Raw genomic sequence first — 13344 nt, forward strand, 5'->3', positions numbered from 1 at the left:
GGTGTTACCCAGAGGTAACCGCGACTGCTTGGATGACGGAGCCGATCTTCCCGCAGGAATGATGGAGTCCCCCATGCCGCAGAACTCCCCCCGTCGCCACCGTGCCGCCGCGGCGGCCGTAGCGGCGGTCGCCGCCGGCGCCCTGGCCGCCACCTCCGCGCCCGCCGCCTCGGCCGCGGAAGGCGCCGCCGCCCCGCGGCTCAGCGTCCTGTCGTACAACGTGTTCCTGATGAGCAAGAGCCTGTACCCGAACTGGGGCCAGGACCACCGGGCCGCGGAGATCCCCAAGGTCTCCTTCTACCAGGGCCACGACGTGGTCGTGCTCCAGGAGGCCTTCGACAACGGCGCGTCGGACGCGCTGAAGGCCAACTCGGCCGCGCAGTACCCGTACCAGACCCCGGTCGTCGGCCGCAGCAAGAGCGGCTGGGACGCCACGGGCGGCGCCTACTCCTCCACCACCCCGGAGGACGGCGGCGTCACGATCCTCAGCAAGTGGCCGATCGTCCGCAAGGAACAGGTGGTCTACAAGGACGCCTGCGGCGCCGACTGGTGGTCCAACAAGGGCTTCGCGTACGTGGTGCTGAACGTGAACGGCACGAAGGTGCACGTGGTCGGCACGCACGCCCAGTCCACCGACTCGGGCTGCGGCGCGGGCGAGGCGGCGGACATGCGCGCCCGCCAGTTCCGCGCGATCGACGCCTTCCTCGACGGGAAGAACATCCCGGCGAACGAGCAGGTCATCGTGGCGGGCGACCTGAACGTCGACTCGCGCACGCCCGAGTACGCCGCCCTGCTCGCCAACGCCGACCTGGCGGGCTCCGACACGCGCACGGGCCACCCGTACTCCTTCGACACCGCGCTGAACTCGATAGCGAACTACCGCTACCCGACCGACCCGCGCGAGGACCTCGACTACGTCCTCTACCGCAAGGGCAACGCCCGTCCCGCGGGCTGGGAGAACAACGTGGTCAAGGAGCAGTCGGCGCCCTGGACGGTCTCCAGCTGGGGAACCTCCTACACCTACACCAACCTCTCCGACCACTACCCGCTGATCGGCCGCTAGCTGCCGCGCACCGCACCCGGTCCGTCCCCCCGGGTGCGGTGCGTCGGCTCCACCGGTCACGGGGCCGCGTACGGCTCCTCGTACAGTCCGTCGATCAGTGCGCCGTACTTGTCGCGGATCACGCGGCGGCGGAGCTTGAGCGAGGGCGTGAGCTCTCCGCTGTCGGGCCCCCACTCCCCGGTCAGCAGCCGGTACCGCTTGATCTGCTCGGTCCGGTTGAGCCGGGCGTTGGCCGCCTCGACCGCGCGGGCGATCTCCTCCCGGACGGCCGGGTGCGCGGCGAGCCCGGCCGGGGAGGCGGCCTCGATGCCCCGGGCGGCGGCCCAGACCGGGGCCAGTTCGGGGTCCAGGACCAACAGGGCGACGAGGTACGACCGGCCGTCGCCGTGGACCAGGGCCTGGCCGATCAGGGGGTGCTCCTTGACCCTGTTCTCCACCAGCGCCGGCGAGACGTTCTTGCCGTTCGAGGTGATGATCAGTTCCTTCTTGCGGTCGGTCAGCCAGAGGAACCCGTCCTCGTCGAGCCGGCCCACGTCCCCGGTGGGGAACCAGCCCTCCTCGTCGGACGCGCTCTCCACCGTGCCGTCCGGCCGCAGATAGCCGCCGAAGACGGTCGCGCCGCGGGTGAGGATCTCCCCGTCCTCGGCGAGCCTCAGCTCCAGCCCCTCGATCGGGCGGCCCACCGAGCCGAGCCGGAAGCGGTCCGGGCTGTTGACCGTGCACACGCCCGCCGTCTCGGTGAGCCCCCAGGCGTCCATGATCGTGATGCCCCAGCCGGCCCAGAAGCGGACCACGTCGATCGGCATCGGCGCGGTGGCGCTGGCCGTCCAGACCAGCCGGTCCAGCCCGGCCAGCCGCAGCAGCGGGTCCAGCACCTGCTCCTTCGCCCGGGCGTACGACGCTTCGAGCGCGGCCGGGACCTCCTCGCCGCGCTCCCGGTGACCGGCCCGGGCGCGGGCCAGGTCGTTCGCGGCCTCGATGGCCGTGCGCTGTGGCTCGGGCAGCTGCGCGAGGACCGCGCGGACCGAGGCGGCGAGCTTCTCCCACACGCGGGGCACGCCGAAGAACTGCACCGGGTGCAGTTCGCGGACCGCCCCCGCCACGGCGGTGGGGTCGGCGCACAGCCGTACGTGCGCGGCCCGCAGCAGGGGCAGGTAGATGCCGAGGACCCGCTCGGCGATGTGCGCGAAGGGCAGGTAGCAGAGGTGCTCGGCGTGCTCGGGCAGGTCCACGTGCCGGTCGAGGCGGATCGCCTGGAGCATGAGGTTGCGGTGGGTCAGCCGCACGCCCTTGGGGTCGCCGGTGGTCCCGGAGGTGTAGACGACGGTCAGCGGGTCCTCGGGGCGCGTCTCCTGCCAGGCCTTCTCGAAGGCGTCCGCGCGGTGCAGCCGGGCCCCGCTCGCGTGCAGGGAGCCGTACGTGGAGTGCCCGCCCGCGTCGGCCGCCTCGGCCACGACGAGGCGCTCCAGCGGAACGGTCGCGTCGGCCAGCAGCGGCTCCCAGCGCAGGAGTTCGCGGGCGCCCTCGACGACGGCGACCCTGGCCCGGCTGTGGCGCGCGATGTGGGCGATCTGCTCGGGCGCGGAGGTCCCGTACACGGTGACGGGCACGGCGCCGAGGTGGACGAGGGCGAGGTCGCTGAGCCAGTGCTCGGGGCGGTTGCCCATCATCATCAGGACGTGCTCGCCGCGCTCGACCCCGAGGGCGGCGTATCCGGAGGCGAGGACGGCCACCTTGCGGCGGACCTCGCTCCAGGTGAGGGTCGCCCAGTCGGCGGAGCCGGGGCCGGCGCGCCACGAGAGGGCGGGCAGTTCCCCGTGCTCGGCGGCGTTGCGGGCCAGCAGGGCGGGGAGGGTGATCTCTTCGGGTCGTCCGGGCAGTCGCAGGTTCGTGGTCATGGGCAGCTCCTGGCCGTTTCACATCGTTGGTGCGACAGCAATACTGTTGAACCCAAGCTGTGGAGCAGAGAGCGAGGCGCAGACGATGGCCGACCAGGCAACCGAGCCGATGCTCACCGTCGACGAGCTGGCGGCCAGGGCGGGTGTCACCGTGCGCACCGTACGGTTCTACAGCACCCGCGGGCTTTTGCCCCCTCCCGTGATCGGCCCTCGTCGGGTGGGCCACTACGGGCCGGAGCACCTGTCCCGGCTGGCCCTGATCGAGGAGCTGCAGCACCAGGGCATGACCCTGTCCGCCATCGAGCGCTATCTGGACGCGCTGCCCGACGACCTGAGCGCCCACGACCTGGCGATCCACCGGGCGATGGTGGCCAGTTGGGCTCCGGACGCGGCCCGGGAGGTCTCGCGCGAGGAGCTGGAGAAGCGGGCCGGGCGGGCCCTGTCGGACACCGACGTGCGGCGGCTGACGGCGATGAACGTGCTCGCCTCCTCCGGTGACGGGTTCCGGGTGGACGTGGGGCTGCTGCGGCTGGGGGTCGCGCTGCTCGACGTGCCGATCGCGCACGAGACGATCCTGGCGGCGCGCAGGGTGCTGATGGAGCACGCCAGGTCGGCCGCGCACGAGCTGACGGCGCTGTTCCGGGACGAGGTGTGGGGCCCGTTCACGCGGGACGAGAGCGATCCGGAGCGGGTGGAGTCGATGAAGGCGCTGTCGGCGCACATGCAGCCGATGGTGGTCCAGGCCCTGGTGACGGCCTTCCAGCGGTCCCTGCGCGAGGAGTTGCGGGCGGCGTTCGCCTCCGGATCCGGGTAGGTTCAGGGCACATGGCAGTCATTCACCGCACCACGATGTCGCCCGGCAAACTCGAACTCCTCGCCGACTGGCTCCCGTCGCGGCCCTGGTACCGGGGCGCGAAGGGACCTGCCGCTCTCGCCAAGGCCGGCGGCTTCCGGCTCGACGACCCCGAGGGCGAGGTGGGCATCGAGTTCATGGTGGTCACCGACACCTCGGGAGACACGCCCGTCACCTACCAGGTCCCGCTCACCTACCGCGGAGCGCCCCTGGAGGGCGCGGGAGAGGGCCTGATCGGCACCTCCGAGCACGGGGTGCTGGGCCGCCGCTGGATCTACGACGGGGCCCACGACCCGGTCCTGGTCGAGCAGTTGCTCGCGCTGCTGGCGGGCCGCGGCGCGGCGCAGAACCAGAGCGAGAGCGGTGTTCCCGACCCGACGGTCGAGATCCGTTCCGAGGGGGCCGGGGTACCGGCGGGCCTGACCGGTCCCGGGCTCGTGACGGACACCGCCGACGGCACCGTCGTCACGGTGGGCCCGGTGGGGCTGGAGCGGCCCGTACTGTCCCTGACCATGGCCCGGGAGCTGCGTACGGGGCCCGCCCCCGCCGCGGACCGCGTCCGCGGGCGGGTGCTGGCCCGCTGGTCCGCCCCGGACGGCGCCGAGGCGCGTACGACGTTCGCCTTCCTCGCCGACTCCGGCCGGTAGGCGGTGGCCGCCCCGGGCCCGCTCGCGGGCGGGGCCGGGGCGGCCGGGATCAGTCGCCGTACGTCTCGCCGCGCTCGGCCTTCTCCACGAGGGAGGCGGGCGGGGTGAAGCGCTCGCCGTACTTCTCGGCGAGCTCGCGGGCGCGGGCGACGAAGCCCGGCAGACCGCCCTCGTAGCCGTTGATGTACTGGATCACGCCGCCGGTCCAGGCCGGGAAGCCGATGCCCATGACGGAGCCGATGTTGGCGTCGGCGATCGAGGTGAGGACGCCCTCGTCGAGGCAGCGGACGGTGTCCACGGCCTCGGAGAAGAGCATCCGCTCCTTCATGTCCTCGAAGGGGATCCCGGCGTCCGGCTTGGCGAAGTGCTCGCGCAGGCCCGGCCAGATGCCGGCGCGCTTGCCCGCCTCGTCGTACGTGTAGAAGCCGGCCCCGCCGCTGCGGCCCGGGCGGCCGAACTCGTCGACCATCCGGTCGATGACGGTGTCGGCGGGGTGCTCGGTCCAGGCCCGGCCCTCGGCCTCGAAGGCCTTGCGGGTCTCGTTGCGGATCTTGCGCGGCAGGGTGAGGGTGAGCTCGTCCATCAGCGAGAGCACCTTGGCCGGGTAGCCGGCCTGGGCGGCGGCCTGCTCGATCGAGGCGGGCTCGATGCCCTCGCCGACCATGGCCACGCCCTCGTTGATGAACTGGCCGATGACGCGCGAGGTGAAGAAGCCGCGCGAGTCGTTGACCACGATCGGGGTCTTGTTGATCTGGCGGACCAGGTCGAAGGCGCGGGCGATGGCCTCGTCGCCGGTCTGCTCCCCCTTGATGATCTCGACGAGCGGCATCTTGTCGACGGGCGAGAAGAAGTGCAGCCCGATGAAGTCGGCGGGCCGCTTCACGCCCTCCGCGAGGCCGGAGATCGGCAGGGTGGAGGTGTTGGAGCACAGCAGCGCGTCGGGCGCGACGACGCCCTGGATCTCCTGGAACACCTTGTGCTTGAGGGCGGTGTCCTCGAAGACGGCCTCGATGACGGCGTCGCAGCCCGCCAGGTCGGCGGCGTCCGCGGTCGGGGTGATCCGGGCGAGCAGCTCGGCGCGCTGGGCCTCGGTGCTCCGGCCGCGGGAGACGGCCTTGTCGAGGAGCTTCTCGGAGTACGCCTTGCCCTTGGCGGCGGCCTCGGCGCTGACGTCCTTCAGCACCACCTCGATGCCCGCGCGGGCGCAGGAGTACGCGATGCCCGCGCCCATCATGCCGGCGCCGAGGACGGCGACCTTGCGCACCGTGCGCGGCTCGATCCCCTGCGGACGGCTGCGGCCCGCGTTGACGGCCTGGAGGTCGAAGAAGAACGCCTGGATCATGTTCTTCGCGGTCTGGCCGGTGACGAGCTCGGTGAAGTAGCGGGCCTCGATGGTCAGCGCGGTCTCGAAGTCCACCTGGGCGCCCTCGACGGCGCAGGCCAGGATGTTGCGCGGGGCCGGGTACGGGGCCCCGTTCAGCTGCTTCTTCAGGTTGGCCGGGAAGGCCGGGAGGTTCGCGGCGAACCTCGGGTTGGACGGCGTACCGCCCGGGATCTTGTAGCCGGGTACGTCCCAGGGCTGCTTCGACTCGGGGTTCGCGTCGATGAAGGCGCGGGCCTTGGCGAGCATGTCCTCGGGGGTCTCGGCCAGTTCGTGGACCAGGCCGTTCTCCAGGGCGCGCTTCGGGTTGTACTGGGTGCCCTGGAGCAGCACCTTGAGCAGCGCGTCGGCGATGCCCATGAGGCGGACGGTGCGGGTGACGCCGCCGCCGGCCGGGAGGAGGCCGAGGGTGACCTCGGGCAGTCCGATCTTGGAGCCGGGGGCGTCGAGGGCCACGCGGTGGTGGGAGGCGAGGCAGATCTCGTAACCGCCGCCCAGGGCCGCGCCGTTGATGGCGGCGACAACGGGCTTGCCGAGGGTCTCGATGCGGCGCAGCGAGCGCTTGATCTCGGTCCCGGTGTCGAAGGCGAGCTGCGCGTGCTCGGGGCGCAGCCGGATCATGTCCTTGAGGTCGCCGCCAGCGAAGAAGGTCTTCTTGGCGGAGGTGAAGATGATGCCGCGGATGGAGTCCTTCTCGGCCTCGGCGCGGTCGGCGATCGCGGCGATGGAGTCCTTGAAGGCCTGGTTCATCGTGTTCGCGGACTGGTCCGGGTCGTCGAGGACGAGGGTGACGACGCCGGTCTCGTCCTGTTCCCAGCGGATCGTGGTGGACTCGCTCATGGTCACTGCTTTCGTGTCGGTCCGTGCGGAGGAGGGTCTGGGGACAGGACGGTTCAGAGTCGCTCGACGATGGTGGCGACGCCCATGCCGCCGCCGACGCAGAGGGTGACGAGGCCGTAGCGCTTGTCCTGGCGCTCCAGCTCGTCGACGATCGTGCCGAGGATCATCGCGCCGGTGGCGCCGAGCGGGTGGCCGAGCGCGATGGCGCCGCCGTTGACGTTGACCTTGTCGAGGGACAGGCCCATGTCCTTGACGAAGCGCAGCACGACGCCGGCGAACGCCTCGTTGATCTCGACCAGGTCGATGTCGTCGATGGTCAGGCCCGCCTTGGCGAGGGCCTTGCGGGTGGCGGGGGCGGGGCCGGTGAGCATGATGGTGGGCTCGGAGCCGGACACGGCGGCCGAGACGATCCGGGCGCGCGGGGTGAGGCCGTTGCGCTCGCCCGCCTCGCGGGAGCCGATCGCGACGAGGGAGGCGCCGTCGACGATGCCGGAGGAGTTGCCCGCGTGGTGGACGTGGTCGATCTTCTCGACCCAGTGGTACTTCTGCAGCGCGACGGCGTTGAAGCCGCCGAGCTCGCCGATGTCCGCGAAGGACGGCTTCAGCTTGGCGAGGGTGTCGGCGGTGGTGCCGGGGCGGACGAACTCGTCGTGGTCCAGGACGACCAGGCCGTTGCGGTCGGTGACCGGGACGACCGACTTCGCGAAGCGGCCGTCCTTGATCGCGGCGGCGGCGCGCTCCTGCGACAGGGCGGCGTACTCGTCCACGTCGCGCCGGGAGAATCCCTCGATGGTGGCGATCAGGTCGGCGCCGATGCCCTGCGGGACGAAGTTGACGTCCCAGTTCGTCATCGGGTCGTTGAACCAGGCGCCGCCGTCCGAGGCCATCGGGACGCGGGACATGGACTCCACGCCGCCCGCGAGGACCAGGTCCTCCCAGCCGGAACGGACTTTGGCGGCCGCCAGGTTGACAGCCTCCAGGCCGGAGGCGCAGAAGCGGTTCTCCTGTACGCCGGCCACGGTGTCCGGGAGGCCCGCGGCGATGGCCGCGATCCGGGCGATGTCGGAGCCCTGGTCGCCGACCGGGCCGACGACGCCGAGCACGATGTCGTCGATGGTGGCGGGGTCCAGGCCGGGGTTGCGCTCGCGCAGGGCGTCGATGAGTCCGACGACCAGATCGATCGGCTTGGTGCCGTGCAGGGAGCCATTGGCCTTGCCGCGGCCGCGCGGGGTGCGGATCGCGTCGTATACGTAAGCTTCGGTGCTCACTGGTCAAGCCTTTCGGAGTGTTCTGGGCGGAAGGGTTCCGGGGAGGTTCAGCCGAGGAGGGAACGGCCGATGATCTCTTTCATGATCTCGGTCGTGCCGCCGTAGATGGTCTGGATGCGGCCGTCGGTGAAGGCCCGCGCGACCCGGTACTCGGTCATGTATCCGTAGCCGCCGTGGAGTTGCAGACAGCGGTCGGCCACGCGCTTCTGCAGCTCGGTGGCCCACCACTTGGCCATCGAGGCGTGCACGTGGTCCAGTTCGCCGTTCGAGTGCTCGGTGATGCACCGGTCGAGGAAGGTCCGGGTGACCGCGACCTCGGTGGCCATCTCCGCGATCTCGAAGCGGATGTGCTGGAGCTTGGACAGCGGACGGCCGAAGGCCTCGCGCTCCTTCACGTACCGCGTGGTGATCTCCAGCAGGTGCTCGGCGGCCGCGATGCCGGCCATCGCGATGCCCATCCGCTCCTGCGCGAGATTCGTCATCAGGTGGACGAAGGCCCCGTTCAGCTCGCCGAGCAGGTTCCCCTTCGGGACGCGGACGTCGTGGAAGAACAGCTCGGCGGTGTCCTGGGACTTCTGGCCGATCTTGTCGAGGTTGCGGCCGCGCTCGAAGCCCTCCGCGCCGCGCTCGACGACCAGCAGCGACAGTCCGTGCGCCCCGCCCTCGGGGGTGGTCTTGGCGACCACGATCACCAGGTCGGCGAGGATGCCGTTGGAGATGAAGGTCTTGGAGCCGTTCAGCACCCAGTGGTCGCCGCGGTCCTCGGCGGTGGTCCGGATCCCCTGGAGGTCGGAGCCCGCCCCCGGCTCGGTCATCGCGATGGCGGTGATGGTCTCCCCGGAGCAGAATCCGGGCAGCCAGCGGCGCTTCTGCTCCTCGGTGGCGAGCGAGGTCAGGTACGGGCCGATGATGTCGTTGTGCAGGCCGATGGCCAGCCCCGGGGCGCCCGCGCGGGTGAACTCCTCCGCGATCACGGCGGCGTAGCGGAAGTCGGTGTTCCCGCCCCCGCCGTACTCCTCGGGGACGGCGAGGCCCAGCAGCCCCTGCCGGCCCGCGGCCCGCCAGGCCTCGCGGCTGACGATGCCGTCCTTCTCCCACTGCTCGTAGTGCGGCAGCACCTCCTTGGTGAGGAAGGTGCGCACGGTCTCGCGGAACGCCTCGTGGTCGGCGTCGAAGATCTGGCGTTTCATCGGTCGGCTCCCTAAAGCCAGTTCTTGACGGTTTCGATCAGCCGGGCCGGCTCGGGCCCGACGGGCGTGACGTTGAGCATGGTGACGCCCGCCTCCCGGAAGGCCTCGACGCGCTCGCGCACGTAGCCCTCGGGCCCGCACAGGGTCATCAGCTCGCAGAACTCGTCCGGTACGGCGGCGGCCGCGTCGCGCTTGCGTCCGGAGAGGTAGAGCTCCTGGATCTTCCGGGCCTCCTCCTCGTAGCCATAGGCCACGGCGAGGTCGTTGTAGAAGTTCTTGCCCACCGCGCCCATGCCGCCGACGTACAGGGCGATCTGCGGGCGCGCCATGTCCCGTACGGCGGCCGCGTCCTCGCCGATGGCGAGCAGGCCCCCGGCGACGGTCCGGAGCGGGCCGAGCTCCGGCGCCCGCTTGGCCGCGCCCTCGGCGAGGGGCCCGCCCCACACCGCGCCGGCCTTCTCCGGGATGAAGAGGGTCGGCAGCCAGCCGTCCGCGATCTCGGCGGTCATCCGCACGTTGGCCGGGCCGAGGGAGGCGATGTAGACGGGGATCGCGTCGCGCACCGGCCGGGTGAGGATCTTCAGGGGCTTGCCGAGCCCGCTGCCGCGCTCCGGGGGCAGCGGCATGTCGGTGATGCCGTGGTGGTCGATCGTCTCGCGGCGCCAGATCCTGCGGCAGAGCTCGACGGTCTCGCGGGTGCGGCCGAGCGGCTTGTCGTACGGCTTCCCGTGCCAGCCCTCGACGACCTGCGGGCCGGAGGCGCCGAGGCCGAGCAGGGCCCGGCCGCCGGAGAGCGCGTCCAGGCCGGCGGCGGTCTGGGCGATGAGGCCGGGGGTGCGCGAGTAGACGTTGAGGATGGCCGAGCCGATCTTCATGCGCTCGGTGCGGGCGGCCAGGTAGCCCATGATCGTCGGGGAGTCGAAGCCCCAGGCCTCGGCCACCCACACGGCGTCGAGCCCGGCGGCCTCCAGCTCGGCCGCCCGGTCCGCCGCCTGCCGCGGGTCACCGGCGTAGTCGAGCATCATCGACAGTTCCATCAGGCGTCCTTCGGGAGCAGGGCCGGTACGTCCCAGTCGGCGGCCACGGATTCGGTGTGCGCCCCCGGCCGGGCCGGGCCGCCGGTGACGGCGGCCGGGGTCGCGGAGAAGCGGGGCGCCGGCGCGGGCTGGGTGATCCCGCCGAAGTCGGTGAAGGTGCCGCGGGCGGCCAGGTGCGGGTGGTGCGGGGCCTCGCGCAGCGAGAGCACGGGCGCCACGCAGGCGTCGGTGCCCTCGAAGACCGCCGTCCACTCCTCGCGCGTACGGGTCCTGAAGCGTGCGGCGACCACCTCGCGCAGCTCGCCCCAGCGGGCGAGGTCCTTGCGGGCCGGGGCCCGGTCCGCGATGCCGAGGAGCTCCACGAAGGTGTCGTAGAACTGCTGCTCCAGCGCGCCGACCGCCATGTACCCGCCGTCGGAGGTCTCGTAGGTGCCGTAGAAGGGGCAGCCGCCGTCGAGCAGGTTGGCCCCGCGGCGGTCCTGCCAGCCGCCGGCCGCCATCATCCCGTGGATCATGGCGGTGAGGTGGGCGGTGCCGTCGACGATGGCCGCGTCGACGACCTGGCCGGTGCCGGTGGTCCGGGCGTGCTGGAGGGCGGCGAGGACGCCGATCACCAGGTAGAGCGAGCCGCCCGCGTAGTCCCCGACCAGGTTGGCGGGGACGGCCGGGGGCTCCCCCGGGTTGCCGATCATGCCGAGGGCGCCGGTGACGGCGATGTACGCGATGTCGTGCCCCGCGGTCTGCGCGAGCGGGCCCTGCTGGCCCCAGCCGGTCATCCGCCCGTAGACGAGCCTCGGGTTGCGGGCGTGGCAGTCGGCGGGGCCCACGCCGAGCCGCTCTGCGACCCCGGGGCGGAACCCCTCGACGAGGACGTCCGCCCGCTCGACCAGGTCCAGGACGCGGGCGGGCCCGTCGACGGACTTCAGGTCGACCAGGACGGAGCGCTTGCCGCGGTTGGTGAGGTCGTAGGCCGGATCGACCGCGAGCCCGCCGCCGCCGGGCCGGTCCACGCGTACGACGTCCGCGCCCAGGTCGGCCAGGAGCATGGCGGCGAACGGTCCGGGGCCGATGCCCGCCAGCTCGACCACGCGCAGCCCGGCGAGCGGGCCCCGCCCGCGCGCTTCCCCGCCGCCGTTGCCTGTCACTGCCATCGAGCCCCCAGCGTCTGACGTGTGGATGGTGTCCGTGGATGGTGTCCGTGGTGTGCGGCTGTGTGACACAACTGATGTAACACCGGTGATGCTAGGAACGTGTTCCACCGAGCACAAGCCCCCGGGCGGCGTTGGGCCGGTATCCGTCGGCGCCTGGTGTTTGGATCGGCGAAAGCGAGGCCAAGATGTAGCGCCACCCCCCTGATCAATCGCCGTGGGGCTGTGTACTCTGAACACGATTTCGAACTTGTTCAAGCGTTCAACCAGAAATAATGGGGGGCCGGTGCGCAGTCGCCGACTTGTAATTTCCGCTGCCGCAATCGCAGCAGGCGTTGGTCTCATCCCGGGCGTGGCGCACGCCGACCCGGCTCAGCCCGACGCTCACGGTGCGACCGTTCCCGACCTGGACCTGGGCAAGACCAAGGGTTCCAAGTCGAAGGGTCACGCCTTCACCAGCCCCGCCGAGCGCTCGGTCCGCAAGGCCCTGCCCGCCGCGAAGGCCGGGGCGGCCGCCGCCCCCCAGGCGCAGTCCGTCGCCGCCAACCCCGACCTCGCGGTCGGCGTGTACGCGTACGGCACCACGGCGCACGGGGTCGAGCTGGACACCGTCATCACGAGCGCCCCCAGCGCGCTCGAGGTCACCATCGCCTGGGGCGACGGCAAGACGGACGTGCTGAGCGCGTCCGGCGACACGACCCTGACCACGGACCACACCTACGCCGAGGTCGGCTCCTACACGGTCAAGGTCACCGTCAAGGACACCGCCAACGCCGTCTCGGCCGTGAACGAGGTCGCGTTCGTCACCCAGGGCTCCGACTTCACCCCGTACGCGCCCACCCGCCTGCTGGACACCCGCGACGGGACCGGCGCGGTCAAGGGCAAGGTCGCCCCGTACAGCTCGACCCGCGTGAAGGTCGGCGGCAACGGCACGATCCCCGCCGGGGTCACCGCCGTCGTCCTCAACATCACGGTGACCAACACCACGAGCGCCGGACACATCACGGCGTTCCCCGAGGGCACCGAGCGTCCGACCACCTCGAACGTCAACTTCAAGGCCGGCCAGACCGTCCCGAACCTGGTCATCGTGCCCGTCGGCAAGAGCGGCTACGTCGAGCTGGCGAACCGAGGCGGCCAGTCGGTCGACCTGATCGCGGACGTCACGGGCTACTTCAGCTCCACCCAGTCCAGCGGCTACACCCCGATCACCCCGTCCCGCTTCGTCGACACCCGCGAGGGCCTCGGCACGGTCAAGGGCCAGCTCGGCGGGCGCAAGACCTTCTCCACCCAGATCAGCGGCCTGCGCGGCGTGCCCCAGGGCATCACCGCCGTGGCGCTCAACGTGACGGTCACCAACCCGAAGGAGGCCGGCCACCTGTCGGTCTTCCCGGGCGGCGGCGCCACCCCGACCGCGTCCAACCTGAACTTCACCCCCGGTCAGACGATCGCCAACTCGGTGATCGTGCCCGTCGGTGCGGACGGCAAGATCAGCGTCTTCAACGGCGCCTGGGCGGGCACCGACGTCGTCGTCGACGTCGTGGGCTTCTACAGCAAGGACAGCACGAGCGCCTTCGTGCCGCTCGAGCCGGAGCGTCTGCTCGACACCCGCGACGCGGCGACCTGGGGCTGGGGCCCGCTGGGCGCCCGTAGCTACGTCTACATGCCGCTCTCGTACAACGCGCCGAGCATCACGGGCTTCGTGATGAACTCCACGGTCACCAACACGAACGGCGACGGGTTCCTCACGGTCACCCCGGACCCGAACTCGATGGACGACTACGACAACGGCGCCGACTTCTGGCCGACGCCGCCCAACTCCTCGAACCTGAACTGGACGAAGGGCGACACCGTCCCGAACCTGGTCCAGGCGAGCACCGGGAGCAACGGCATCGTCGACTTCTGGAACCAGGGCTGGGAGGACATCGACCTCGTCGTCGACCTCTTCGGCCTGTACCAGCAGGGCTGATCCACCGGCAGGTGGCTCTCGCAGCGCCCCGGGCGCGGCCGCAAGGCCGTTCC

At 71.6% G+C, this 13344-nt stretch carries 10 protein-coding genes; 4 read left to right on the forward strand and 6 right to left on the reverse strand.

The window, feature by feature from the left end; translation table 11 throughout:
* Positions 1-73: 73 nt before the first annotated feature.
* Positions 74-1063: a sphingomyelin phosphodiesterase gene (gene sph, locus IF88_RS0118360; protein WP_030712931.1), complete on the forward strand. Its 990-nt coding sequence runs from the start codon at positions 74-76 to the stop codon at positions 1061-1063.
* Between the two features lie 56 nt (positions 1064-1119).
* Here sph and IF88_RS0118365 read toward each other — a convergent pair whose 3' ends face one another.
* The gene (locus IF88_RS0118365; protein WP_030712933.1) at positions 1120-2961 is read right to left on the reverse strand and encodes an AMP-dependent synthetase/ligase; all 1842 of its coding nucleotides are present in this window, start codon (positions 2959-2961) and stop codon (positions 1120-1122) included.
* Positions 2962-3046: 85 nt separating this feature from the next.
* Here IF88_RS0118365 and IF88_RS0118370 point away from each other — a divergent pair, with 85 nt between their 5' ends.
* Together IF88_RS0118370 and IF88_RS0118375 are read left to right on the forward strand one after the other, a co-directional pair.
* Entirely contained in the window at positions 3047-3775 is a 729-nt protein-coding gene (locus IF88_RS0118370) for a MerR family transcriptional regulator (RefSeq protein WP_030712935.1), read from the forward strand.
* A gap of 11 nt (positions 3776-3786) precedes the next feature.
* Complete coding sequence (locus IF88_RS0118375; protein ID WP_030712938.1) at positions 3787-4461, forward strand: maltokinase N-terminal cap-like domain-containing protein; 675 nt, start codon at positions 3787-3789, stop codon at positions 4459-4461.
* Positions 4462-4510: 49 nt separating this feature from the next.
* On the opposite strand, the gene IF88_RS0118380 is transcribed toward IF88_RS0118375, so the two are convergent.
* The 5 genes from IF88_RS0118380 to IF88_RS0118400 are packed head-to-tail and all read right to left on the reverse strand — an operon-like array spanning position 4511 to position 11328.
* Entirely contained in the window at positions 4511-6682 is a 2172-nt protein-coding gene (locus IF88_RS0118380) for a 3-hydroxyacyl-CoA dehydrogenase NAD-binding domain-containing protein (RefSeq protein WP_030712940.1), read from the reverse strand.
* Positions 6683-6735: 53 nt separating this feature from the next.
* Positions 6736-7950, reverse strand: a complete 1215-nt coding sequence (locus tag IF88_RS0118385; protein ID WP_030712943.1) for an acetyl-CoA C-acetyltransferase — start codon at positions 7948-7950, stop codon at positions 6736-6738.
* 47 nt (positions 7951-7997) lie between these two features.
* Positions 7998-9140 carry an acyl-CoA dehydrogenase family protein gene (locus IF88_RS0118390; RefSeq protein WP_030712946.1) on the reverse strand — a complete coding sequence of 381 codons (1143 nt, stop codon included), beginning with the start codon at positions 9138-9140 and terminating at the stop codon, positions 7998-8000.
* A gap of 11 nt (positions 9141-9151) precedes the next feature.
* Positions 9152-10177 (reverse strand): LLM class F420-dependent oxidoreductase, encoded by a 1026-nt coding sequence (locus IF88_RS0118395; RefSeq protein ID WP_030712955.1) that lies wholly within the window; start codon positions 10175-10177, stop codon positions 9152-9154.
* Entirely contained in the window at positions 10177-11328 is a 1152-nt protein-coding gene (locus IF88_RS0118400; protein ID WP_051837099.1) for a CaiB/BaiF CoA transferase family protein, read from the reverse strand. The genes IF88_RS0118395 and IF88_RS0118400 overlap by 1 nt, the downstream gene beginning before the upstream one ends.
* A gap of 349 nt (positions 11329-11677) precedes the next feature.
* Between IF88_RS0118400 and IF88_RS42145 the strand changes: the two genes are divergently transcribed.
* The gene (locus tag IF88_RS42145; RefSeq protein ID WP_051837100.1) at positions 11678-13291 is read left to right on the forward strand and encodes a PKD domain-containing protein; all 1614 of its coding nucleotides are present in this window, start codon (positions 11678-11680) and stop codon (positions 13289-13291) included.
* The last annotated feature ends 53 nt before the right edge of the window (positions 13292-13344 follow it).

Origin of the sequence: Streptomyces sp. NRRL F-2580 (assembly GCF_000720115.1) — a bacterium.
Classification (GTDB): domain Bacteria; phylum Actinomycetota; class Actinomycetes; order Streptomycetales; family Streptomycetaceae; genus Streptomyces.